The 22,053-nt window shown below is 70.2% G+C and carries 25 protein-coding genes and 1 pseudogene; 11 read left to right on the top strand and 15 right to left on the bottom strand.

Annotation, left to right across the window (positions count from 1 at the left end):
• Window positions 1-18: 18 nt before the first annotated feature.
• Window positions 19-981 (top strand): anti-sigma factor RsbA family regulatory protein, encoded by a 963-nt coding sequence (locus FHR32_RS10230; RefSeq protein ID WP_184754090.1) that lies wholly within the window; start codon window positions 19-21, stop codon window positions 979-981.
• A gap of 125 nt (window positions 982-1,106) precedes the next feature.
• The gene (locus tag FHR32_RS10225; protein ID WP_184754089.1) at window positions 1,107-2,768 is read left to right on the top strand and encodes a PP2C family protein-serine/threonine phosphatase; all 1,662 of its coding nucleotides are present in this window, start codon (window positions 1,107-1,109) and stop codon (window positions 2,766-2,768) included.
• Window positions 2,769-2,861: 93 nt separating this feature from the next.
• Here FHR32_RS10225 and FHR32_RS10220 read toward each other — a convergent pair whose 3' ends face one another.
• From FHR32_RS10220 to FHR32_RS10205, 4 genes are all read right to left on the bottom strand, one after another.
• A complete protein-coding gene (locus tag FHR32_RS10220) occupies window positions 2,862-3,005 on the bottom strand; it encodes a hypothetical protein (RefSeq protein WP_184754088.1) in 144 nt (47 codons plus the stop codon).
• Window positions 2,981-4,102 carry a sugar ABC transporter substrate-binding protein gene (locus tag FHR32_RS10215; protein WP_184754087.1) on the bottom strand — a complete coding sequence of 374 codons (1,122 nt, stop codon included), beginning with the start codon at window positions 4,100-4,102 and terminating at the stop codon, window positions 2,981-2,983. The genes FHR32_RS10220 and FHR32_RS10215 overlap by 25 nt, the downstream gene beginning before the upstream one ends.
• A 126-nt stretch (window positions 4,103-4,228) precedes the next feature.
• Entirely contained in the window at window positions 4,229-4,651 is a 423-nt protein-coding gene (locus FHR32_RS10210; RefSeq protein WP_184754086.1) for a hypothetical protein, read from the bottom strand.
• 98 nt (window positions 4,652-4,749) lie between these two features.
• Window positions 4,750-4,887 (bottom strand): hypothetical protein, encoded by a 138-nt coding sequence (locus FHR32_RS10205; protein WP_184754085.1) that lies wholly within the window; start codon window positions 4,885-4,887, stop codon window positions 4,750-4,752.
• Between the two features lie 193 nt (window positions 4,888-5,080).
• Here FHR32_RS10205 and FHR32_RS10200 point away from each other — a divergent pair, with 193 nt between their 5' ends.
• Together FHR32_RS10200 and FHR32_RS10195 are read left to right on the top strand one after the other, a co-directional pair.
• Window positions 5,081-5,935 carry a hypothetical protein gene (locus FHR32_RS10200; RefSeq protein ID WP_184754084.1) on the top strand — a complete coding sequence of 285 codons (855 nt, stop codon included), beginning with the start codon at window positions 5,081-5,083 and terminating at the stop codon, window positions 5,933-5,935.
• Window positions 5,936-5,941: 6 nt separating this feature from the next.
• Window positions 5,942-6,163 carry a hypothetical protein gene (locus FHR32_RS10195; RefSeq protein ID WP_184754083.1) on the top strand — a complete coding sequence of 74 codons (222 nt, stop codon included), beginning with the start codon at window positions 5,942-5,944 and terminating at the stop codon, window positions 6,161-6,163.
• Here FHR32_RS10195 and FHR32_RS10190 read toward each other — a convergent pair.
• From FHR32_RS10190 to FHR32_RS10170, 5 genes are all read right to left on the bottom strand, one after another.
• A complete protein-coding gene (locus FHR32_RS10190; RefSeq protein ID WP_184754082.1) occupies window positions 6,135-7,445 on the bottom strand; it encodes a glycoside hydrolase family 130 protein in 1,311 nt (436 codons plus the stop codon). The two genes, FHR32_RS10195 and FHR32_RS10190, sit on opposite strands and share 29 nt — an antisense overlap.
• Window positions 7,442-8,443, bottom strand: a complete 1,002-nt coding sequence (locus FHR32_RS10185; RefSeq protein WP_312882230.1) for a glycosyltransferase — start codon at window positions 8,441-8,443, stop codon at window positions 7,442-7,444. The genes FHR32_RS10190 and FHR32_RS10185 overlap by 4 nt, the downstream gene beginning before the upstream one ends.
• Complete coding sequence (locus FHR32_RS10180) at window positions 8,440-9,579, bottom strand: glycosyltransferase (RefSeq protein WP_184754081.1); 1,140 nt, start codon at window positions 9,577-9,579, stop codon at window positions 8,440-8,442. Before FHR32_RS10180 ends, FHR32_RS10185 begins: the two co-directional genes overlap by 4 nt.
• A 377-nt stretch (window positions 9,580-9,956) precedes the next feature.
• Window positions 9,957-10,322: a YbaB/EbfC family nucleoid-associated protein gene (locus FHR32_RS10175; protein ID WP_184754080.1), complete on the bottom strand. Its 366-nt coding sequence runs from the start codon at window positions 10,320-10,322 to the stop codon at window positions 9,957-9,959.
• Window positions 10,323-10,347: 25 nt separating this feature from the next.
• Window positions 10,348-10,743: a YbaB/EbfC family nucleoid-associated protein gene (locus tag FHR32_RS10170; RefSeq protein WP_184754079.1), complete on the bottom strand. Its 396-nt coding sequence runs from the start codon at window positions 10,741-10,743 to the stop codon at window positions 10,348-10,350.
• A gap of 152 nt (window positions 10,744-10,895) precedes the next feature.
• Here FHR32_RS10170 and FHR32_RS10165 point away from each other — a divergent pair, with 152 nt between their 5' ends.
• The 6 genes from FHR32_RS10165 (at window position 10,896) to FHR32_RS10140 (ending at window position 15,706) form a co-directional block, all read left to right on the top strand.
• Complete coding sequence (locus FHR32_RS10165) at window positions 10,896-11,231, top strand: hypothetical protein (protein ID WP_184754078.1); 336 nt, start codon at window positions 10,896-10,898, stop codon at window positions 11,229-11,231.
• Complete coding sequence (locus FHR32_RS10160; RefSeq protein WP_184754077.1) at window positions 11,222-12,052, top strand: WXG100-like domain-containing protein; 831 nt, start codon at window positions 11,222-11,224, stop codon at window positions 12,050-12,052. The genes FHR32_RS10165 and FHR32_RS10160 overlap by 10 nt, the downstream gene beginning before the upstream one ends.
• A 50-nt stretch (window positions 12,053-12,102) precedes the next feature.
• Window positions 12,103-13,242: a tetratricopeptide repeat protein gene (locus FHR32_RS10155; protein WP_184754076.1), complete on the top strand. Its 1,140-nt coding sequence runs from the start codon at window positions 12,103-12,105 to the stop codon at window positions 13,240-13,242.
• Between the two features lie 68 nt (window positions 13,243-13,310).
• Window positions 13,311-13,835: an ATP-grasp domain-containing protein gene (locus tag FHR32_RS10150; protein ID WP_184754075.1), complete on the top strand. Its 525-nt coding sequence runs from the start codon at window positions 13,311-13,313 to the stop codon at window positions 13,833-13,835.
• On the top strand, window positions 13,835-14,203 hold the full coding sequence (locus FHR32_RS42925) for an LLM class oxidoreductase (RefSeq protein WP_221465345.1): 369 nt from the start codon (window positions 13,835-13,837) through the stop codon (window positions 14,201-14,203). The genes FHR32_RS10150 and FHR32_RS42925 overlap by 1 nt, the downstream gene beginning before the upstream one ends.
• 87 nt (window positions 14,204-14,290) lie before the next feature.
• Window positions 14,291-15,706, top strand: a complete 1,416-nt coding sequence (locus tag FHR32_RS10140) for a hypothetical protein (protein WP_184754074.1) — start codon at window positions 14,291-14,293, stop codon at window positions 15,704-15,706.
• 34 nt (window positions 15,707-15,740) lie between these two features.
• On the opposite strand, the gene FHR32_RS10135 is transcribed toward FHR32_RS10140, so the two are convergent.
• From FHR32_RS10135 to FHR32_RS10110, 6 genes are all read right to left on the bottom strand, one after another.
• The gene (locus tag FHR32_RS10135) at window positions 15,741-17,027 is read right to left on the bottom strand and encodes a cytochrome P450 (protein WP_246466080.1); all 1,287 of its coding nucleotides are present in this window, start codon (window positions 17,025-17,027) and stop codon (window positions 15,741-15,743) included.
• 25 nt (window positions 17,028-17,052) lie between these two features.
• Window positions 17,053-17,628 (bottom strand): GTP-binding protein, encoded by a 576-nt coding sequence (locus FHR32_RS10130; protein WP_184754073.1) that lies wholly within the window; start codon window positions 17,626-17,628, stop codon window positions 17,053-17,055.
• Window positions 17,629-17,641: 13 nt separating this feature from the next.
• Window positions 17,642-18,001: a DUF742 domain-containing protein gene (locus FHR32_RS10125; RefSeq protein WP_184754072.1), complete on the bottom strand. Its 360-nt coding sequence runs from the start codon at window positions 17,999-18,001 to the stop codon at window positions 17,642-17,644.
• Window positions 17,998-18,417, bottom strand: coding sequence for a roadblock/LC7 domain-containing protein (locus FHR32_RS10120; protein ID WP_184754071.1), 420 nt, complete (start codon window positions 18,415-18,417; stop codon window positions 17,998-18,000). The genes FHR32_RS10125 and FHR32_RS10120 overlap by 4 nt, the downstream gene beginning before the upstream one ends.
• Before the next feature lie 103 nt (window positions 18,418-18,520).
• On the bottom strand, window positions 18,521-19,954 hold the full coding sequence (locus FHR32_RS10115; protein WP_221465344.1) for an ATP-binding protein: 1,434 nt from the start codon (window positions 19,952-19,954) through the stop codon (window positions 18,521-18,523).
• A 764-nt stretch (window positions 19,955-20,718) separates the two neighbouring features.
• Entirely contained in the window at window positions 20,719-21,417 is a 699-nt protein-coding gene (locus FHR32_RS10110; RefSeq protein WP_184754069.1) for an alpha/beta fold hydrolase, read from the bottom strand.
• 453 nt (window positions 21,418-21,870) lie between these two features.
• Between FHR32_RS10110 and FHR32_RS47205 the strand changes: the two are divergent.
• Window positions 21,871-22,053 (top strand): annotated as a pseudogene (locus tag FHR32_RS47205) (integrase core domain-containing protein); the annotation flags it as partial.

Genomic DNA, 22,053 nt, shown 5'->3' with positions numbered 1-22,053 from the left:
GATCGAAGTGGAGACGCGATGAGCACCACGATCACCCCAGTGGAGCCGTTCGCCCATCCGGCACTCTTCTACCGGGGGATCGAGGAGTATCTCGACGGCACCGTGCCGTTCATCCGTGAGGGCCTGGCGGCGGGCGAACCGGTCGCGGTGGCCGTGCCCACGCCGAGGATGGAGCTGCTCCGAGCCGAGCTCGGCGAGGCGGCCTCCGAGGTGCGGTTCTCCGACATGACGGAGGTCGGCCGCAACCCGGGACGCATCATCCCCGCCGTCCTGTGCGCCTTCGCCGACCTCCATCCCGCCCGCCGGGCCCGCATCATCGGCGAACCGATCTGGCCCAGCCGGTCGGCGGCGGAGTATCCCGCGTGTCTCCAGCACGAGGCGCTGATCAACCTCGCGTTCTCCGGCCGGGCGGTCACCATCCTCTGCCCCTACGACCTCGACGGGCTCGATCCCTCGGTCGTCAAGGACGCCCGCATGACCCATCCCGTCATCATGGACGGCTCCGGCACGCGCATCAGCGGCGACTACGCGCCCGGACGCGTCATCCGCGACGGCAACCGGTCGCTGCCCGACCCCGAGCGCGCCGCCACTCATCATTTCGGCGGCCGGGTGGACCCGGGCCTCCTGGGGGGTGTGCGCGACTTCGTCGTCGGGCACGCCTCCCGCATGGGGCTCTCCGGAGAGCGCCTTGAGGACCTGCGGCTGATCGCCAGCGAGCTGGCGGCCAACAGCCTCGACCACGGGGGCGGTTCGGGGGTCGTCCGTATCTGGCCCGAGGACGGGCAGGTGGTCATGGACATCAGCGACGCCGGTCACATCGCCGACCCGCTGGCCGGGCGCAGACCGGCCGACCCCCACCAGCGGGGCTCCCGCGGCCTGCTCGTCACCAACCTCCTCAGCGATCTCGTCCGCACCCACACCGGCCAGGGCGGGACCACCGTGCGCGTGTACTTCGCCCTCCCAGCCACCTCGACCATCTGATTGAAGCCCGTGCCGGTGCTCTCGTCACCGGCCTCGTCCGAGCCTTGTACGGGCCATCCGGAAGGAAGACCATCCTGAGCCCAGGAGACGAACGTCGACTGTTGCCCTCCAGCGGGTCGAACGTTTTGGAGACGACCACCGGGGTCACGCCGCTTCCCACGAGGCGCGACGCCGATCCGGCGCGGGCACGCGCGGCCTCGGCCGCCGATCTCGCATTCGAGGGGCTCATGGAGTTCCTGCCCGCGGACCGCGTGTCCGTCCCCTCCGCGGCGACGCGGGCCATGCTCGACGTGATGCCCGGCTCGGCGAGCTGGTCGGTGCCGGTCCGCGACGTGTCGGGCGCGATCGTCGACCTCCGCATCCAGGCCGTGAGCCCGGAGGCCGAGGACATCCACGGTCGGCGCGGCGAGGAGCTGATCGGCCTGCGCGTCCGGCTGAGCTACCCCTCGGTGATGGACACGGAGCTCTGGCAGACCCATCTGCGCGTGATGGAGACCGGCGTGGCCGAGCGGTTCGGCCGTTACGAGCACATCGAGGTCGCCGACGGCGTCCCGCACCGTTCGACCTACGTCATGCGCATCACCCGGTTCGACGGCGGCCTGCTCGTCAGCTGGGTGCGCGCGGACATCGGGCAACGGCTGGAGGCGAGCCTCGCCCGCATCGAGCATCTCGGCAACCTCGGCTGGGGGAGCTGGAACCTGCTGACCGGAGAGATCACCTGGTCACCGCAGCTCTACCGCATCCACGGGCGGGATCCGGCCGACGGCCCGCTCACCGCCGAGGACTACGCCACCCTCGTCCACAGTGACGACCGCCCCATCCTCCAGCGGGCGGCGGAGGTGTGGACACGCAGCACCGAGCCCCACGAGTTCGAGGTCCGGATCGAGGTCGACGGCTCCCTCCGCCACGTCCGGATCTCGGCCGAGGCGACCCACGACGCGTCGGGCCGGCTCCTGGAGATCCACGGCGTCATGCAGGACATCACCAGCTGGCGCCAGACGACCGGCGAGCCGGCCAGCGTCAGCCGGCAGCTGGAAGAGGAGAACCGGCTCACGGCCCACCTGCAGAAAATCATCATGCCGGTCCAGACGGAGCCCTCCACCCTGCCCGGCCTGCGGGTGGCCGGGCGTTACCAGCCCGCCGAGAAGGCGGCCTACCTGGGAGGCGACTGGTACCAGGCGATCGGCCTGGACGACGGTGACGTCCTGCTCGTCGTCGGCGACGTGGCCGGGACCGGCCTGGCCGCCGCCTCCGCCATGGCGAAGCTCCGCCACACCATCACCGGCCTGGCCTTCGCCCGCCACGACCCGGCGGAGATCCTCACCGCGCTGAACCGCCTGCTGTGCAGGCTACGGCCCGACGCGCTGGCCACCGCGCTCGTGGCCCGCTACCACCCGGGCGACCGCACCCTGCGCTGGACCCACGCCGGCCATCCTCCGATGCTCCTGGCCCGCGGCTCCCACGTGGAGAGGCTGCTGCACCCGGGCGTCCTGCTCGGTGTCTTCGAGGACGCGAGCTACACCTGCGGCACCGTACGGCTCCGCCCCGACGACCTGCTGGTGATGTTCACCGACGGGCTCATCGAGAAGCGCGGCCGTGACCTCTACGAGGGCCTCGACCTCATGAGCGCCGCCGTGGCCGAGGCGCTCCGGCCGATCTCCCCGGCGTCTCCCGACCGGCTGTCGGCGGTCATGGAGGCCATGGTGCCGATCAACGCGGCCGACGACACCTGCGTCCTGATCGCCCAGGTCACCGGGGCCGGTGAGCTCAGCGCAGCGCGCTCGTGAAAACGATCTTTTCCGTCAGCGCAGGCCGGCGAACCATCGTCCTGCGTCCTTCCAGGAGCCCGCGCGGGACCGGAGAGCGGGAGGGCGGCCGGGTCACTGCCCCCGGATGCCGCTGATCAGCCGGATCAGCTCGGCACGCAGGTTCTCGGGGTCGTCCACCCTGTCGGAGATGATCCGCTCGGCGGAGTCGCCCTCCAGGAGAGCGTTCCCTGTCAGGAGAGCCCGGCGGCCTTGCACGCGGCCCGCACGCTCGCCACGCAGATCTCCTGGACGCTCCAGAACCCGTCCTTGACCACGGTGTCCTTGATGTTGTCCTTGGTGACCACGACCGGCTGGATGATCCGGGCGGGGATCGACGAGGAGGTGTCGTTGTCCACGGTGCCGCTGCCGCTGCCGCTGCCCTTCACCTTCCTGCCCAGGCCGAGGTCGACGGCCATCCGCGCCGCGTTCTCGGCCTCGGGCTTGATCGGCTTGTAGATGGTCATCGTCTGCGTGCCCAGCAGGATGCGCCGGATGGCCGACAGCTCGGCGTCCTGGCCGGTCAGCGGCGTGCCTTTCCTCACCCCCGCGCTCCGCATCGCGTTGGCGACAGCACCGGCCATGCTGTCATTGGCCGCGTACACCCCGATGACGGTGGAGGCGCCGAGCGCGGCGAACGCTTCGGCCGCGTCGGCGCCGGCCTGCCCGGGGCTCCAGCCCGGGACGTCGTACTCCTTGCCGATCACGACCCGGCCGTCGAGGATCGCGTGGGCGCCCTTCTTGAAGTCGCTCGCGTTCGGATCGAGCGGCGAACCGTTGATCATCACGATCGGGCCCCTCTTCGGATCGCCTCCCGCGCTGAGTGCGTCGAGCAGGGCCTGGCCCTGCATCTTGCCCACCTGGATGTTGTCGAAGGAGGTGTAGGCGTCGATCGGGCCGCGGGCCAGACGGTCGTAGGCGACCACCCGCACGCCCTGGTCCCTGGCCTCGGACACCGACGACGCGATGGCGCCGGCGTCCACCGGGTCCACGATGATCACCTTGACGCCTTCGGCGAGCATCGCCTCGAACTGCTGCCGCTGCCGGGAGGCGTCATGGTCGGAGTTGTCGTAGACGACCTGGCACTTGGGGCAGAGCGCGGCGACGCTCTGGGTGATGAGAGGACGGTCGAACTTCTCGTAACGGGTCGTCTCCGACTCCGGCAGCAGCAGGCCGATCTTGAAGCCCTCGGCCGCGGAGCGTCCGGGGATGGAGCTCTCCTTCCCGGCGTGTCCGAAGGCCCCGCAGCCCGCCGTTCCGAGTCCCATGACCAGGGCCATCCCGCACGCCATCAGTCGCGCCAGCCGTATCCCCACAATGAACCCCCCGAAATATCACCATGTATACCCAAACAGGGCATTCGGTGTCATATGTCGTGGGGGGTGCGGCGTCCGGCGGCCCCGGTCCGGGCGAGAAGACCTGGTCCGCCGCGATCCCTTCGTTCAGGCGCCCCTGACCCACACATCCGTCTGGCGGGTCGTGCTCGCCCCCGCGGCCGACTGGGAGGTCGACCGGATCTCGGTCACGGTGAAGCTGGCGACCACGTGACGGTTGTGCAGGAGGAAGCCGATCACGCCCGCGACGGCCTGGACGCTGCCGCGGGCGCGGGCATGGCCGGTCAGCAGGTAGACCAGCGGGGTGGACGGCTGGTCCAGGGCGAAGCGGCGGCCATGGTGATGAACGTCCTGAAGGGTTCTTATGGGGACCGGCCGCTCGGTGGTGAACCAGGCCGCGACCTCCCAGCACGACAGTGCCGGATCCGGATCGACCGATTCCTGGTAGCAGGCCACGCAGCCTCGGCGGGCGTCCTGCCCGTGGGGGCACGCCCAGGAGGCGGCGTCGTGCGGCATGCTGCGCTCAGACATGAGCCGACCGTACCTCTCGTATGCCCATGCCATGGTCTTCGGAGAACCAGATATCCACCCGCCGGGCCCGGTGATCGCGGCAGACGGGGAACCGGCGGTCACCGCGCGCCGAGAACGGTCCGATCGCAGGCGGGGACGGGCGCCGGATCTCCGGAGGAGGACGCCCTCTCCCGGCACACCCGCACCACGTCGGCCACGGTCTCGCCGTCGGCGTGCATGCCCGGCCGGACCGTCACCGCCCTGTCTTGGGGGCACGAATGTTTGACAATTTCCATCATCGGGTGAGTTTTTCGGACAGATCATTGTCGGGTCTGCTAGGAAGATGCCCGACCGAAATTCATGTCAGAGAGGTTCATTGTGGGGCGAGACGGTATGCATGGGTCATACGACGAAGATCCCCGTGAGCAGACAGGACCCATGGGGCCCGTCGTGCCACAGCGTGAACCCGGTCGCCCGGACGGTGACGTGCTGTCGGACGGGTGGGGCCCGGAGGACGCCCGGGAGCCGGTCAGAAAGGACGAGGTCTCGGAGACCCTGGGAATCCTGGAGACCATGGGAACCCGGGAGACTCCGGGGGCTTCGGAGGTCCCGGCAGCCGCGGGTTCCTACGACGAGGACGACGAGGACGACTGGCACTCCGCGCGTGAGACCGACAACGATCCGCAGCCGGCGCGCGGTTTCCTGGGGTCGGGCTGGCGGGAGGAGCCCGAGGTCGAGGACCGGCCCTGGCCCCGGCCCCGGCCCCGGCCCCGGCGCCGGAGCCGGATGCTGCTGACGGCCGTCGGGGGCATCGTGGTGGTGGGGCTCACGGCAGGCTGGATGCTCTCCTCCACCATGAAGTCGACGCCCGACGCCTCATGCTCGGCCGATGTCGGATGCGCCAAGATCGAGCTGCCGGATCTTCCCGAGGAGACGGCGAGCGCCGAACCCACCCAACCCGTGGAGACGGCCGAACCGTCCGCCGAGGAGAGCGAGACCCCCCAGCCCGAGGTCTCCCAGGCTCCGGTGCCTCGCACGCAGACCTCCCGGCCGGCCCCGACGCACAGCACCCCGCCGGTGAAACCGCGCCCCAGGGTCACCGAGAACAACCAGGACGACACCCACGACCTGACCCCCCGGCAGCGCGCCTCTTCCAAGCCCGAGGCCAGCGTTCCGACGGAGGCCCCGGCCCCGACGGAGGCTCCCGCCCCGACGGAGGCTCCCGCCCCGACGGAGGCCCCGGCCCCGGCCCCCAGCCAGAATCCGGGCAGAGGCGGTGGCGGCCTGCTCGACTGGCTGTTCTGAGGGGTGATGCGCCGGTCCAGGTCGGACAGCGTCAGCCGGCGGGCGGTGGTGGTGGTGATGCGGTGGAGCGGCCGCAGCACTCGCGACCGCCCGGCCATCGGCTCAGGCGTGGTCCGCGCTCCCGCCGGCCTGCTGCGTGACGCGCTCATCGCAGCGACCCTCGACGGCCGCGAGGTCCCCATGACCGGGCTCACCCGCCTCAACGGGGCCGGCGCATCGCCTCCATGAGGGTGGTGAGGGCCACGTGGGCGAATCCGATCCGGGCGTCGCTCGCCCCGTACGGCAGCCACAGGGCGCCCGCGTGCAGCAGACCCCCGCAGGAGTAGACGACGTTGGGCACGTAGCCCTCACGTTCGGCGTCGTCGGGAGTCAGGAGCGTGCCGGGGAGCTCGGCGATGACGTGCTGCGGCTCGTGCAGGTCGAGCAGGAGGGCGCCGATGGCGTAGCGGCGCATCGGGCCGACGCCGTGGGTGAGGACGAGCCAGCCGGACTCGGTCTCCAGGGGAGATCCGCAGTTGCCGGCCTGGACCAGTTCCCAGCCGCTGCGGGGAGCGTGGATCGGCATCGGCCGCTGCCACCTGTTGTGCCGGTCGAGGACGGTCAGGCCGATGGTCTCGCCGTCGGAGCGGCACAGCGCGAGCCGACGCCCGCCCACCGGCCGGGGGAACACGGCCATGCCCTTGTTGGCGGCGGCCGGTCCGCGGAGCGGGGTGATCTCGAAACGGCGCAGGTCGTCGCTGTCGAGCATCCGTGAGCTGATGTTCCGTCCGTCATAGGCGGTGTAGGTGGCGCGGTAGGAGAGCGTGCCGTCCTCGCGGAGGACTCTCACGAAACGGGCGTCTTCCATCCCGTTGCTCTCGGCCGCGGTGGCGGGCCAGAGCACCCGCCGTTCGAGGGGGACGTCGGCGGGGAAGGCCACGGTGTAGTCCGAGGCGGTCATCCGGCGCAGCTCCTCGAGGATCCTGGGTGTGGTGGTGCGGCCGACGGTCAGCGGTCCCGAGCGGTCCGCGACGGTGAGGCCGGTGCCGGGTCCGAGCAGCGCCGTGGCGAAGCCGATGGACGACAGGTGGCCTTCGCCGATCTGCCGCATGCTGATCACCACACGGAGCTGCCCGGGACTCAGGTCGGACTGGTCGGGATGGGCCACCATCGAGGGATTGCACAGCGCGGCGGCCTCCACGGCGTACTCGTGGCTGAAGTAGGCGCCGACGAGGAGACGGTCGGCCGGGCGCAGGTCGACGTGGTGGGGGACCAGGTAGCGGACCAGGTCGTAGTGGTGGAGGAAGGTCGCCTCGAGATCGTGGTGCCGGCCGCCGAACCGCCGCAACGTGTCCCGCAGCATTCCGGCGGTCTCGTCGTGGCTGAGAAGCGTGATGCGGTCGATCAGAGCGGCGGCACGGGTCCGTGCCAGCGCGGCGTCCTCTCCGGGGACGAACAGCTTGATGATCACTCTGCGCGGGTCGGGGGCGAGGGTCAGGTCGAGGCGGGTGGCCAGGTCTCGGATGGTCATGGCAGGTGCCGGATGTGCTGCATGGTGGAGATGAGCGCGATGGTCGACTCCGCGCCCTGGTTGAGGTTGGGGCCGTCCCGGGTCAGGCCGTCGTAGCCCCCTCCTGTCGCGGGATCCCACATGGCCGTGCCGCAGTCGTTGGCGCCCAGGAACCACGCCGCCGCCTGCCGTACACCCGCGTGCCAGCCCGGGTCGCCCGTGACGGCGGCCGCGGTGGCGCAGGCGTCGGCGAGCGCGGCGACCTCGATCGGTTGCTGGTCGTGGCGGGGCCGCGGCGCGTGCTGCCGCCAGCCGGCGTCGGGGACGACCGACAGCAGACCGCTCCTCGTCTGGACGCCGCGCAGCCAGGTCAGCATCCGCACGCCGTCGGCGAGCATCGAGCCGTCGCCGCCGAGATGACCGGCGGCGATGACCACCTCGGCGAGGGCGGCGTTGGCGTAGGTGAGCTGCGGTTGCGGCCACGGCCAGTCAGGGTCTCCGGCGGGGGCGCCGACCGCGACGGCGGCGTCCGCGAGCAGGCCGGCGGCCAGGGCGCTGTCCGGATGGGCCCGCAGGACCTCCGCCGCGCCGAGCCCCGCGAACACCATGGCCCGCGGGTGCGGAGACCGCAGGGCGGCGCCGAGGGTGAAGGCGAGCAGGGCCTCCTCGCGGATCCACGGAGCGGAGTTGCGGGCCGCGGCGGTGCCCAGTCCCCACACCGCCCGTCCCCACCAGTCGCCGACGCCGGGCTGGTCGCTCCAGCGCCGGTCGTAGGTGAGCCGGTTGTGAAACGCGCCGGACGGGTCCTGGGCGTGTGTGAGAAAGGACAGGTAGCGCTCCGAGAGCCGCACCACCCCGGGGGCCGGACTCGGCTCCCGGCTGGTGACGATGAGCCCGCGGGCGACGTCGTCGGTGCAGTAGCCGTGCTCGCGGCGGACGACGGCGTGCCGGGCGTGTTCGAACAGTCCGGTGTCGTCGCTCAGCCGGTCCAGATGCCTGAAGCCGGCGGCGGGATTCACGGTAATGCCGCGACCACCGCAGGCGAGCGGTCAGCCAGAAGATGCCGGGCGAGGTCGTCGTAGCGTGCCGCCACGGCCGGCCACAGCAGGGCTGGGAGCAGCGCACGGGTGCGATTGACGAGGTCGTCGGCCAGGCCGGGTTCGGTGAGGACCCGGCGTACGGCGGTGGCGAGGGCCACGGGGTCCTCGTGGGGGACGAGCAGACCGGGCCCGCCGGTGAGCAGCTCCACGGCGTGGGGGAAGGACGTGGCGACGACCGGGATGCCCGCGGCCACGGCCTCGATGAGGACGCCGGAGGTGACCTGCTCGGGGGAGTCGTACGGCAGGACGACGACGTCGGCCGAGCGGATCAGCCGGCTCAGCGAGGCGTTGTCACGATAGACGGGGTCGTATCGCACGGCGGTCGACACGCCGAGCCGCGCGCCGATCCGGCGCAGGCGGTCGCGGTAGGCCTCCCCCTGGTGCTCCAGGACCTTGGGGTGGGTCTTCCCGGCGACGGTGTACGTGGGCGAAGGGGTGAGGTCCCCCAGAAGGGCGAGCGCGTGCAGCGCCCATTCGATGCCCTTGCCGGGGCCGAGCAGTCCCCAGGTGAGCAGGTGAGGCCGGATGCGGCGCTGAGCCGAGACGTGCGAGTGGTCGGCGGCGCCGTGCGGGATGACGGACACCTTGCCGGCGTCGACGTGGTAACCGGCGAGCAGCCGGTCGCGGGCGGTGCCGGTCATGGTGACGACCGCGCCGGCGGCGGCCACGATCTGTTCCAGCAGCCTTCTCTGCCGGGGGCTGGGCCGGGTCAGGACGGTGTGCAGGACCACGATGCTGGGCACGGTGAGACAGCGCAGCAACGGCAGGACGTCCCGGCCGTCCTGGCCGGGGTAGATGCCGTACTCATGCTGGACGACGGCGACGTCGAACCGGTCGAGGGCGGACGCCGCGGCCTCCCAGCCGCCGGGTCTGTCGTGGCCCCAGGTGTGCACGACCCCGGGTACGGGACGCCCGTCGTCGTCTTGCGCGATGACACGGACGATCCCGCCGTACATGCCGCCCTCGGTGAGGTGGGCGGACAGGGCGGAGTTGAAGGTGGCGAGCCCACATTGGGTGGGCGGATGGGTGCTGAGAAAGCCATACGTGCGGGCCAACTGCTCTGCCTTCCGGTCATCGGCCCGCTCCCGGTCGCGGGTGCGGGCCTCACGCGGTGAAGACGTCCATCGGTCAGCGTGTGTGACGGATGGAGCTGAGCCTGGGAACCGGGGCCGTCCTCATGCGGGCCCGGCTGCCGCGACCCCGCGGCGGATGGCAGGGGCTACGTCACCCTGACAGTAGCAGGACCTAAGCTCCGCCTATCATTCCCTGGTAAACGCGTAGATAACCGGCTACCATCCGGTCCGAGCCGGACCTGCGCCCGCCCTGGGCGCGACACCATGTTGAGGCGAGTCCGGGTCGACGGCAGCGCGTGTCCGCCATATGAACCATGCGGCCTGTCCCCGTACGGCGAGTCTGCAGGAGTCGGTGGTACCTATCGCCAGCCGGTCTTCAGCATGCGGTCGAACCGCGCCTGGGTCTCGACGGGGTCGAAGCCGTCCAGTGACTCGCGCATCAGGTCCTGGATTTTCCGCTCCGCGTCACTCCGTGCCTGCTTGACGGCCGACAGCACCTCCTCGGCCAGAGTTCTGCTGTCCAGGCGCAGGGCCCGGGGCTCGAACACGACGTCCAGCACCTTCCCGTTCGCCGCGGTCGTCACCTTGATGCGATCGGACGCCCCCTCGCCAACGCCGACGATCTCGTCGATCTCGCTCTGCGCTCCCTCGATCCACGCCAGCATCTTCTCCGCGCGGTCCCGGGCCTGCTCGAATTCTTCGACCCGGATATCGTCCGGATTCATGGGAGAGCCGTACAAAACCTGCCTCCTAGCTGAAAAGGTCGCGAGCGGCCTGCTCGACCCGGTCACGTACGAAGGTCTCGTCCAGTGGTTCCGGCATGGCTTCGGCGGAGGCCAGGGCTTCGCCCATGATCTCCTGCGACCGGCGCTCCGCTTCCTGCTGAGCCGCCTGAAGCGCCGTCGTCACCTCCCTGCCGAGGGTCGCGCAGTCAAGTCGCATGGCGCGTGGATTGAAGTCGATCTCCATGATGCCGCCCCGCCCATCGGAGACGGCCCTCACCAGCCCGTCGGCTCCTTCGCCCGCCCCGGTGACTTCGAGGATCGCGGTCTGTGCCTCCTGGAACTTCCGCATCACCTCCTGGGCCTGTTCCATGATCTGTTCCAGATGTCGAAGCTCGTCGTTCGACGCGGGTGTCGGTGGCACTCCGGACTCCAGAAGTGAGGCTGTGGATCAGCTGTTCAGTCTATGCGGGGACCCCGGCGTGGTGTCGTCCGGGCACGGATCGCAAAGCCCGGGTACGGCGGGCGTACGGCTCCGATAATGCATCTCCCCGCAACGCGCTAGGGTCCAGTGGCATGAGTTCCGGATTTGAGATCGATCCTGAGTCGATGAACCAGGATGCCTCCCGGATGAGAGTCCATGGGGAGGACTACGCCGCAGCGGTGCAGCGGCTGAGGGAACGCGGGCCCGGCGGTGCCTGCTGGGGGGACACCGGCCTGATCGGCACGTTCGCCGGAGCCTACGCCGAGTGCAGCAGGGTCGGGGTCGAGGCCCTGACAGGTCTGCATACGGTGATCGGCACGACCGGCGGGTGCATGGCGTCCACGGCGGGCTCCCTGCACGGAACGGAGACCCTCATCCAGCAGGACGTCCAGAAGCTGCACGGAGGATCAGACCGAAGATGGGTGTGACGCTGCCGCCCGAAGTCAACGGGATGCTCGGGATGCTCGGCGTGCCATGGCCGAACCTCGACGAGGACGAGATCAGGAAGGACGCGGGCGCCTGGCGGACCGTGCTTGCGGGCACCGAACAGGCCGGGGGTGGGGCCGATGCGACGGTACGGCGGACGATGGAGCAGACCTACAAGGGGGACTCCGCGGACGCCATGGCGGGCTTCTGGGAGAAGACCGGGAACAGTGGGGGGCACCTGGCCCAGGCCGCCGCCGCGGCCAAGCTCGCCCCGGTGGCGCTCGACGGCACCGCCATGGTGGTGACGGCCGTCAAGGTGGCGGTGGCCACGCAGGCCGTCGCCGCGGCGGTGAAGGTCGGCAGGGCGATGCTCATCGGCGGACCGCTGGGCGTCGGCGCGGCAACCGCGACGATGTTCTCCACCCGCTTCGCGATGGGCAGGATCCTGCGAGAGGGGAGCGAAGGCACGGGCCGGGTGCTGGCACCGGCCCTCAGCCGCAGGGTCACCCATCCGCTCCAGAACATCCTCGAGAAGTTGCGCGGTCCCGGGGGCGGCGGAGGTCCGGCGCTCGCCGGGGCCGGGGGGCCACGGGTCCCGATGGGCCGCAGTCCCATCGGGAGGAGGGGCGACCGTCCCGGCGACATGCCGGGAATGGCGAAGATGGGACGGAAGGACAAAGAAAAAGAGCCGAAGAGCCAGGAAAACAGAAAACCGCACACCAGCAGTGGCAGCAAATCCACAAGAGACAAACACCAGAAGGCCGCTTCACACGGGGGAAAGAAGAAATTTATCAACCCCAACAAGAAACCGAAAAATGAGTAGCGGCGTGACCGTCGGCAGCCGACGTGTTCCCAGGGAAAGAGGGGATCTGGATGAGTACCGGCGACAGGCTCGCCCGTGCTGACCGGTTGGCCGCGTTGAATCTGTACGAGGAGGCCGGGGAGCTGTACGAGCAGGCCGTACGGGAAGGTGTGCCCGGCGCGGCGGTGAAGTACGGCGAGATGCTCTTCCGCACGGGTGACCATCCGGCGGCGGAACGGGTTCTGCGCACGGCCGCGGCCGATGGGGCGGAAGGTGCCCACGACTGGCTCGCCGATGTCCTGATCGCCGATGACCGTCCCGACGAAGCCGCTCGTCTTCTGGAACAGATCGCCGGCAGGGAGACACCGGTGGTAGCCCTGCGGGTGGCGGCGGTCTGGGCCGATGCCGTGGGGGACCGGGAAAAGGCGGAGGAGTGGTACAGACGAGCGCTCGAATGGGGCGCTCCCGGTGCCGCGAACGACTACGGAGCCTTCCTGTCGGAGGACGACGACCGCCTGGAGGAGGCGGAGCGCCTGCTCCGTCAGGCCGCCGAGCAGGGGGACACGCTCGCGTTCGGCAACCTCGGCGGGATGGAGCTGGACCGCGGAGATCCGGAGGCGGCGGTCGCCTGGCTGGAGCGGGGGCTGGAGTCCGGAGCCGCGCCGGGGTCCTCGGCGATGTTGAAACTCGCCGTCGCCGAAGAGCAACTCGGGCACCTTGACGCCGCGCGCGCCCACTATGACCGCGCGGTCGAGGAGAGGGTGCCCGACGCTCTCGTCGGGCGGGCCCGCTTTCTGGCCGACAACGGCGATCCGGAGGCGCGGGACGGGGCAGAGGCTGATTTCCGGGCGGCGATCGAGAACGACGACGAAGGCGCCCTTTACTACTACGCGGTGTTCCTCGCCGAGGAAGGCCGCGTCGACGAGGCGATGGACCATTACCGGCAGGCGATCGACGCCGGGTCGGACGGCGCCTACGAGGATCTCGCTCTCCTCTGCCGGGAGCGCGGGGACACCGGCGCCGCAGAGGAGTATTTCCGGGCGAGCATCGCCGCGGGCTGGCTGAGCGCCGTGTTCTCCTACGCGGATCTGCTCCGTGGGGAAGGCCGCGCGTCAGAGATCGGAGCGCTGGTGCCGCAGGCCGAGAGCCTTGGCGCCACCGCCGAGCAGTTGGAGACTCTCAGGGGGCATCCGGACGGAACAATCGAGTAGCGGTTCAGGGGTGGTGGACGGCCGTCTCTCTTCGGACGAGCCGTTCACGGCCAGCAGGCTCCTGACGGGTGTTTCGGCGAACTCGCCGGTCAGCGGCCCTGCTCGCCCCCGCGAGGGCCGCGACCTTCTCGATGGTGAAGCCGGCGAGTCCGCCTTCCTCGTCCGGAGCCCTCCCCGCCCCCTTCATCGCCAAGCACAACCAGGGTGGCAAGGGCCTCGGCGTCGCGCTGTTCGACAGCGTGGACGCCTTCACCGAGCACCTGAACTCGCCCGGGTACGAGCCGCCGGTCGACGGCATCGCCCTGTTCCAGGAGTATCTCCGCGCAGCGCAGCCCCGCATCACCCGGGTGGAGATCGTCGACGGCGACGTGGTCTACGCGCCGACCGCGGACACCGCCCGAGGCGGCTTCGAGCTGTGCCCCGCGGACGCCTGCGCCGTGCCGGCCGTACCCGCGGACGGCTGCCTGGTGACCTATGACACCAACACCAACACCAACTACAACCCCGAGGTGGAGGCGGCGGCCCCCCGCTCCGGGCCGCGGCAGATCGCCCGCATGGTCAGAAGGCTCATCGAGGAAGGGGAGGCCCGCTGATGCGGTTCGGTTACTGGATGCCGATCTTCGGAGGGTGGCTGCGCAACGTCCCGGACGAGGGTATGAGCGTCGACTGGCCCTACATCCGCGGCCTCGCCGTCGACGCCGAGCAGCACGGCTTCGACCTCACCCTGTTCGTGGCCGGGGTCCGCCGGGCCGGCACCGGCACCTCGGTGGCGTTCGCCGTCTCGCCCGCGCCGCCCGGGAGAGGGAGCGGCACGGGCCGCCCGGGAGAGGGAGCGGCACGGGCCGCCCGACCACGGGACCTCGGCCCGCCGCCTGACCGGATGAGATTGTCTCGCTCTTCAGTGACCGCTTCCCCGATATTGGCCGACCGGTTAGTTTCGATCATTAGACCTGGCTGCTGATCGGTTCTGTTCAAGGGCGCGCGTCGCGCAGGAGGCGGTTCACTCCGCCTGCCGGCGACGCCGTCCCTTGCAGTGGAAGGAAGCCTGATGAGAGTTGTCCACCTGTTGACCGCGTCCGCCGCCGCCGTCCTGGCCGTGGCCGGCATGACCGCACCGGCCACGGCACAGACGGAGCCGGGCGACACCGCCCGCACGCGGCACATCGAGGTCCGCCGTGACCACCCGGACGTGCGGGTGCCGGTGGTCGTGCGGAAGTCCGGTGAGGCGATCATCGACCTGAACACGGCCGCGCCGGGCACGGACTGGGCGGTGGCGGGTGCCGAGTCGGCGGTCGTGTCCGTCTCGGTCGACAACCGGTACGCCACCGACCTCGTCGTCTCCGGCGGGCAGCCCCTCCACCGGCAGCTCGCGCTGGGACGGCTCACCGCCGGTGTGCATATGCTGCGCCTGCATTTCGCCGGAGAACGCTCCGCGGCGGCGAGCAGGTCAGTCGTGCTGGACACGCTGCGGGTCTCGACGTACGCGCCGGGAAGCCCGGAGTACCTGGCGCTGCGGTACGCGCCGGTCGTCTACGGGCGCAACATCTCCGCCCTCGGGAGCCCGTACCAGAACGCGACCACCGACACCCCGCTCATCGCCTGGCACCAGTCGGCGCCGGCCGCCACTCCCGGGCACACGAAGCTCACCTACTCGGTGGTGTGGAGCAACGAGGACGGCGGGACGAACACCCCGGCGCTGATGGCCCGCTGGGGCCGTACGACCGACATCGAGTGGATCTACGACGTCGAGGTCGACGAGCACGGCAACCGGGTCGCGGGCAGCGACACCTACCAGGCCGCCAACCACCAGACGCTGCACTTCTCCGGCCGGTACGAGGGCGACCACGCCCTGCTGCAGACCTGCACGTCGAACAACAACATGTGCGACACCGCGGACGACCCCATGCGTTTCTTCCTGTCGCCCCTGCAGACCCTGCCGGCCGGTCAGGCCCGTGAGTACCTCATGGACACCAACCCCTGGACCTACGAGATCATGGCCAAGGAGATGCTCCGCGAGGGCAAGATCGAGGCCGCCTCGGCGACGACGCCGGCCACGCCGGAGGTCAGCGACCAGCGCAACTACCTGTACGCGGTGCTCAAGAAGACCACGCAGGCGACCAACACGGGGGCGTCCTGGGTCGGGGTCTCCCTCGGCGTACGCCTCGTCAACGGCGACACCGTCTACCTGTCCCACCACGTCGAGCCGACCTGGTCCCTCCAGCGCGACGACGCGGCGGCCACCACGGTCGAACTGCCGGCCGGCACGACGGCCGACGACATCGCCGAGGTGACCGCCCACCGCGTCGTGGTCGGCACCGACACCGGCGCCGCCGTACACGTCACCGGGATCAAGCGCGGCTTCTTCCTCGGCCAGGACTACCTGCCCCAGCAGTCGTTCCTGACCTGGAACGGCGACGTCCTCCTCGACGGCGCCACCACCTCGGCCGTGATCTGGCGGCGCTGACACCACGTGGCGGGCGCCCGCGGCGCCCGCCTCACTAACCCCTTCCCGTGACGTACCCGGGGGTGAACTCGACCGGTAGGGCGGACAGGCCGCGCATCTGTATGGACGTCCGCCATACGAGCGTGTCGGCGGGCACCGCCAGCATCACATCCGGGAGCCGGTCCAGGATCACCTCGACGGCCGTATGGGCGATGACCTCGGCGATCTCCGGGGCCGGGTGCGGGCAGCCGTGCTCACCGTGACCGAAGGACATGTGCGCGTGGTTCCCGGCGGAGCCGCCGTAGGAGTCCGGCCGCACCTGCGGATCGGCGTTCGCGGCGGCCATGCCGATGATGAGCCCGTCGCCGGCCCGGATGCGCTGCCCGCCCAGCTGGGTGTCCTGAGTCGCCCAACGACCTATGCTGCTCTGGCTGGGGGAGTCCTCCCACAGGACCTCGTTCAGCGCCTGGCCGGCGCTGCGGCGGCCACCCGACAGGGTCACCGCGAACCGTTCGTCGGTCAGCATCAGCCGCAGGGTGTTCCCGATCCAGTTGGCGGTGGTGTCCTGACCCGCGGTCATCACCACGATCAGGTCCTGGATGATCTCCTCGTCGGCGGGCCCCGCGGGGTGCGCCAGCAGACGTGAGGGGACGTCCGGGCCGGGGCGCTCGCGCTTGCTGTCCAGCAGCCGCTGCATCGTGGCGTGAACCCGCTGGTACGCCTCCATGGCGCTCTCGCCGCCGTTCAACGTCGCGCTCACATCCACCACCAGGCCCGGCGCCTCGGAGTTGGGCAGACCGAACATCGCGGCGATGACCAGCAGGGGCATCGGATGGGCGTAGTGGGCCATCAGGTCGGCTCTGCCGCTGCCGGTGAACGCGTCGATCAGGCTGTCGGCGATCTGCTCGCACTGGGTTTTCAGCTCGAACTGATCGACGGCGGCGAGGGCGGCGCTGACGGCTCCGGCACGCCGCTGGTGCTCGGCTCCCTCGGTGAACAGCATGGACGGCTGGTAGCCGACGTACGCCATCAGGGGCCAGTCGGGCGGGATGCGGTCCCAGGCGTTCCAGCGGCGGGAGTCGCGGGCGAAAAGCTGGGGATTGCTGAGGACGTGGCGGAGCTCGCGGTACCCGATCACGAGCCACGCGGGCACGTCGCCCTCGAGCAGGACCGGGACGACCTGCCCGTGCTGCTGCCGCATCTCCCGGTACAGCCGGGCCGGATCCTGGTGGAACCGGGGGCCGTACAACGGTATGGCCCCCGGGTGGGCGGGGTAGCCCGCAGGCGCCGGCGGGCTGGGAAACCACGAGGACGGGTCAGGGGAGTGATGGGCGTTCGTCATGGGGTGCCCTCCCGGGCAGAGGACGTCACGGGGTGCCCTCCCGAGCAGAGGACAGGGTGTAGAGATGGTTGACGAGAGCGATCAGCACGGCCTTGCTGGAGTCGCGCTGTCGCGCGTCGCAGTCGATCAGCGGAACGTCGTCGGCGAGAGACAGCGCGTCCCGTACCTGTTCCAGGGGATGCATCGGTTCGCCGAAGTTGTTGCGGGCGACGATGAACGGCATTCCGTGGTGTTCGAGGCGGTCGATGGCGTACCAGGAATCGGCCAGGCGGCGAGTGTCCACCAGGACGACCGCCCCCAGGGTCCCCGAGAACAACCGGTCCCACAGAAACCAGAACCGTTCCTGACCCGGAGCTCCGAACAGGTACAACACCATCTGCTCGTTCAGGCTGATGCGGCCGAAGTCGAAGGCCACCGTGGTCGTGGTCTTGGCCTCCACGCCGCGCGCGTCGTCGATCCCGACACCCGCCCGCGTCATGGTCTCCTCGGTGCTCAGCGGGCGGATCTCGCTGACAGCGCGGACCAGGGTCGTCTTGCCGACACCGAACCCGCCGACGACCACGATCTTGAGCCCGGTATCCGCCGTACTCCGTAGCGGCATACGGGCGGGTTGCTCAGAGCTTCTGAAGTCCAACAAGCACCTGCTTCAGGATTTCGGGATCGGGCAGCTGGGCTTTGGGAAGAGCCGCAGGCGGATGGCGGGCGGTGATGCGTCCGGTATCGAGCAGATCGCACAGCAGGATCCTCACGACGCTCACCGGCAGTCCCAGCTCCGAGGAGATCTCCACGACCGCCATCGGCTGGCGGCACATCCGCAGGATCTTGAAATGCTCGGACTGCATGCCCGGTGCCGGATCGCATTCGCTCACGATCAGCGTGACCATGTCCATGGCGCTCTCGTCCGCGCGGCTGCGCCCTCCGGTGACGGTGTACAACCGGTCCGGATTCTCGCGATCGACTCGCCGTGAGGTCATAGCGGCCGGTTGCTCTGCTGGGGCGCGCGGGGTGGGGCGGTCAGATACTCGCCGATCTGCTCGACCAGCTCGTTCATGTTGTGACCGATGATGCCGGGGTCGGCGTCCTCGGTCGCCACGACGGCGAGATGAGCTCCTTCCCCCGCTTCCACGATGAACAGAAGGCCGCCGTGGAACTCCGTCATCGACTGCCGCAGGCCGCCGGTACCGTCGCCGAACTCGATGGACGCGCCATGGGACAGGCTCTGGATGCCTGAGGCGATGGCGGCCAGCTGATCAGCCCGGTCCACGGTCAGCCCGTAGGTGTGGGAGAGCTTGAGGCCGTCCTTCGACAGCACCAGGGCATACCGGGTCTGCGGTGTCCTCTCCAGGAGGTTCTCCAGCAACCAGGCGAGGTCGGGGTGTGAGGTTCTCATCGGGATTCCGGGGCGGTGATCCGGACATTGACGTCCGGAGGACGGCCCCCCTCCAATCTGTTGTCTGTCCTATCCGGTCCGACGGTGAGAATCGGCATGGCGGTCACCGAGTGCCGTCTTCCGGGGATGAAGAGGCGCCGCTGCCGGTGCCGCCTCCCCGGCCGGCCTGGCGGAAGGCTCTGAATCCGGCTCCGGGGTCGGAGCGGGGCTGCGGGGGTTTCGCCGCCGGCGGGGCCGCGGATGGGGGCGGGGGTGCCGGGGATGTCGCCGCGAGCGTCTGCCCGCGGCGGCGCTTGGGCAGCTCGTACGGCTCGCCGTCCGCGGGCGCAGCCATCTCGGCCGCCCTGGCGGGTGCGGCGGGTACGGCGGGCATGGCGGGTGCGGTCGTCTCGGCAGCCCTGGCGGGTGCGGCGGGCATGGCCGTCCTGGCGGGCACAGCCGACCCAGCGGCTGCGTGGCGCGCGGGAGGCGAGGTGAAAACACCCGCCGGGCGCGGCCCGTCCACTCGGGGGTCCGGCGCGAACTGCGTGATCAACTGCGGGGGGATCATGATCACCACTCCGGTGCCTCCGCGTGAGGACGGCCTGAAGGAGACGGTCAGGCCGTGCTTGCGAGCCAGACAGCCCACCACCGCCAGACCCAGGCGGGTGCCGGACAGCGTCGTCAGGTCCAGCGGCTCGGACGAGACGGCCTGCTGGGCGCGGCGCAGCGCGGCGGCACTCATGATGAGACCGCAGTCCTCGATGGTGACCACGACACCCGCGCTCACCTCTTCCACGTACACGTGCACCTCCTCGGACGGAGGCGAGAAGCTGGTGGCGTTGTCCATCAACTCGGCGAGGGCGTGCATGACGCCTTCGGCGGCGTACCCGGCGATCGCGACGGTGGTGGCCGAGTGCACCCGCACCCGCTGGTAGGCGCTGATACGGCCCACCGCTCCGCGCAGGATGCTCTCCATCACGATCGGCTTGGTCCAGCGCCGCCCGGAGCGCGCACCGGTCAGCACCGCGATGCTGTCCGCCAGCCGGCCCGCCTGCGCGGTGCTGTGGTCCAGTTTCAACAGGTCACCAAGGACTTCCTCGCCGTGCCGGTCCTCCATCTCGCGCAGATCGGCGAGCATGCTGGTCGCCAGAGCCTGAACCCGGCCCGCGGCGTTCGCGCAGGCTGACATCGCGGCCGCGCGCATACGGTCTCCCTTGCCGACCTCCTGCGCCAGCGTCCACAGGATGCGCTGGTGAGTTCTCTCGGCGGGTTTCGGTATCTCGGCGAGGGCGGTGTCCGCCGACGCCCCATCGCGCAACCGCCCCACCAGAGCGGGTAGCGTGTCGTCGGCCAGCCGGGCGAGGCCCGCGTCCATCGCCGTGAGACGGTCGCGGAGATGACGCGCTCGCTGCACGCCGTACGCCGCGACCGCGACGGCGACGCACAACAGGACGGCCGCGGTCCCGAGATACCAGCCCACGAGCGTCCGTTCCGCGGCCGGTGTCTCGGCCACCGCCCACAGACACGCACCCCCGGTGATGACCACAACAGCCATCAGGAGGAGCAGGACCTGGCCTGTCGGCGGACGCCCTACCTGACTGCGGACAGGTGTGTGTACTGACATCGATCAGTTCCTCGTCGGCGGTTGGTGGCAGAGGGGGAGCCGCCCCGGGGCCGGCAGGGGCCGGACCATGCGGCCCTGAGACCTTGATCGAACCATAGGAGAGCACATCGTGTTCTGTGCGTGGCCGGTGACCGATCGCGGTGTGTTCCGGCCGGGCGGAAGCTCGCCGCCGCCTTCACCCGGGCCGGCCTGGCTCCGCCGGACGGCCCGGGCCCGGTGTCCGTTCTCCGGAAGGAACGTCCGTTTTGATCGATACAGGGGGGCCGATAGCGATCTCATCGGACATACTCCACATGGGGCAAGATCCATTGTCAAATCAATCGGCCCGTGATCAAGGAGGCCGGCCGTTGGACACCGGCGTGCGTACCGACGGTCCGGGGCCGGCGGTGGCCAAGGGATCGTACGATACAGCAGCCGTGATCTCCGGGAACAGCTCACCGGCAGCGCGTGACCCGCCTGACGGATGTGCCGGTGCGGACGCGAAATGCCGCCCGCGAATGGCTGACCGCCGTCATGTACGGCGAGCACGCCGGCGTGGCGGTCATGGCACGGACCGGTACTGGAACAACCCCGAGTCGGACACCGTAGACGCTCGCCCCGGGCCCCGGCCGTAGTCCGGGGCGAGTCCGTCGATCTGGTGGCTCAGCCCAGGTCTCTGGTGGAGGTGAGCACGCGCCCAGCGTCAGCGCGGACACTCACTCCGCGGCCGCGTCGAGCAGGATCCGTGCCAGCTCGCGCGGCTGGGAGAACATCGGCCAGTGGCCCGTGTCCATCTCGACCAGCCGCCAGTGCTCGCTGGTCAGCAGTTTGGCCACGTCGTCGTTCGGCTTGTCGCCGTCGAGCAGGCATTTGATGTAAGTCGCCGGAAGCTCGCCGAGCGGGCGTGCCAGCACGGCCGGCTCGGTCAGCGTGGCGCCCGGGTGCGGTGTCGAGCCGCCCACGATCCGTGCGATCTGCTCGGCGGTGAGACCCTGACCCTCGCAGTCGGCCGCGGTCAACGGCGCCCAGAAGCCCCCGTTGCCGGCGATCGAGGCCTCCATCATCGCCCGGCCATCCGGCCAGCCGGACACGAACGACTCGCCGTCGGTCGGAACGTTGGAGTCGACGAAGACCACGCGGGCCAGCCGGTCGCCGATCCGCTCGGCGGCCTGACCGGTCGGGATTCCCGAGTAGCTGTGCCCGACCAGGATGACGTCTCGCAGATCGTGACGTTCGACCTCGTCGACGATGTCCTGGACGTGGGTCTGCTGCCCGGCCGGCACGCCCTGCTTGTCGGCGAGGCCGGACAGCGTCAACGGGTGGGTGCCATGGCCGGCGGCACGCAGCTCCGGCACCACCTCGTCCCACGCCCACGATCCGAGCCACGCACCTGCAACTAGTACGAATTCCGTCATGGCCGCAACGTAGCGGAGCGGCCCGACAATCTCGGTGAAGGTAACGGCCGGACGCGGAGTGTGACAGGAGGGGCGGCGGACGGTATCGGCGCGGGGGAGGAGGTGCTCATATTCTCTTACATGCGGACATCGGGTAACTCCTTGGAGGCGGAAAACGGGATGCGACCAGCGCTCGGCGGCGTGAAGGGGACTCTCGACGACGGTCTGCGCCGGCCTGCGAATCGGCTGGCGGCAGAATCGTGAGGTATGAGTGAGAAGTCACGGCAGTTGCCGCGAGACACGTCGGCTGGGGATCTGGCCCAGGGCTAGTCGCCAGCATGCGGGACGTCGGCCGCGGAGGTGGACGGACGTACATGGATCTCGGGCGGCCGAGCGGGCTTGTTCCGCTTCCTCATCCGCGGTCGTGACGCCACGTTCACCGGCGTTCTCGATGAAGTGTCCACCGGCGAGGGCATGACGGTGGTGAAGACGCCGCCGTGGACGCCCCGGGCCAACTGCCACGCCGGGCGATGGGTGCGCACCGTACGAGCCGAGTGCACCGACCGCATGTTGATCTACGACGGACGGCGCCTTCGCTCGGTGCTCGGCGAGTATGCCGATCATTGCAACGGCCATCGGCCCCACCAGTCCCGCCGG

This window comes from Streptosporangium album (assembly GCF_014203795.1).
In the GTDB taxonomy this organism is placed as follows: Bacteria; Actinomycetota; Actinomycetes; order Streptosporangiales; family Streptosporangiaceae; genus Streptosporangium; species Streptosporangium album.
The sequence above is the reverse complement of the archived record's forward strand: the minus strand, read 5'-3'. Positions and strand labels throughout refer to the sequence as shown.

Bases quoted from the DNA above. Each gene is read 5' to 3' on its own strand.
- FHR32_RS10230 (WP_184754090.1), top strand. From the start codon at position 19: ATGAGCACCACGATCACCCCAGTGGAGCCGTTCGCCCATCCGGCACTC.
- FHR32_RS10210 (WP_184754086.1), bottom strand. From the start codon at position 4,651: ATGTCTGAGCGCAGCATGCCGCACGACGCCGCCTCCTGGGCGTGCCCC.
- FHR32_RS10195 (WP_184754083.1), top strand. From the start codon at position 5,942: ATGCGCCGGTCCAGGTCGGACAGCGTCAGCCGGCGGGCGGTGGTGGTG.
- FHR32_RS10190 (WP_184754082.1), bottom strand. From the start codon at position 7,445: ATGACCATCCGAGACCTGGCCACCCGCCTCGACCTGACCCTCGCCCCC.
- FHR32_RS10175 (WP_184754080.1), bottom strand. From the start codon at position 10,322: ATGAATCCGGACGATATCCGGGTCGAAGAATTCGAGCAGGCCCGGGAC.
- FHR32_RS10165 (WP_184754078.1), top strand. From the start codon at position 10,896: ATGAGTTCCGGATTTGAGATCGATCCTGAGTCGATGAACCAGGATGCC.
- FHR32_RS10160 (WP_184754077.1), top strand. From the start codon at position 11,222: ATGGGTGTGACGCTGCCGCCCGAAGTCAACGGGATGCTCGGGATGCTC.
- FHR32_RS10155 (WP_184754076.1), top strand. From the start codon at position 12,103: ATGAGTACCGGCGACAGGCTCGCCCGTGCTGACCGGTTGGCCGCGTTG.
- FHR32_RS42925 (WP_221465345.1), top strand. From the start codon at position 13,835: ATGCGGTTCGGTTACTGGATGCCGATCTTCGGAGGGTGGCTGCGCAAC.
- FHR32_RS10140 (WP_184754074.1), top strand. From the start codon at position 14,291: ATGAGAGTTGTCCACCTGTTGACCGCGTCCGCCGCCGCCGTCCTGGCC.
- FHR32_RS10135 (WP_246466080.1), bottom strand. From the start codon at position 17,027: ATGACGAACGCCCATCACTCCCCTGACCCGTCCTCGTGGTTTCCCAGC.
- FHR32_RS10130 (WP_184754073.1), bottom strand. From the start codon at position 17,628: ATGCCGCTACGGAGTACGGCGGATACCGGGCTCAAGATCGTGGTCGTC.
- FHR32_RS10125 (WP_184754072.1), bottom strand. From the start codon at position 18,001: ATGACCTCACGGCGAGTCGATCGCGAGAATCCGGACCGGTTGTACACC.
- FHR32_RS10120 (WP_184754071.1), bottom strand. From the start codon at position 18,417: ATGAGAACCTCACACCCCGACCTCGCCTGGTTGCTGGAGAACCTCCTG.
- FHR32_RS10115 (WP_221465344.1), bottom strand. From the start codon at position 19,954: ATGGCTGTTGTGGTCATCACCGGGGGTGCGTGTCTGTGGGCGGTGGCC.
- FHR32_RS10110 (WP_184754069.1), bottom strand. From the start codon at position 21,417: ATGACGGAATTCGTACTAGTTGCAGGTGCGTGGCTCGGATCGTGGGCG.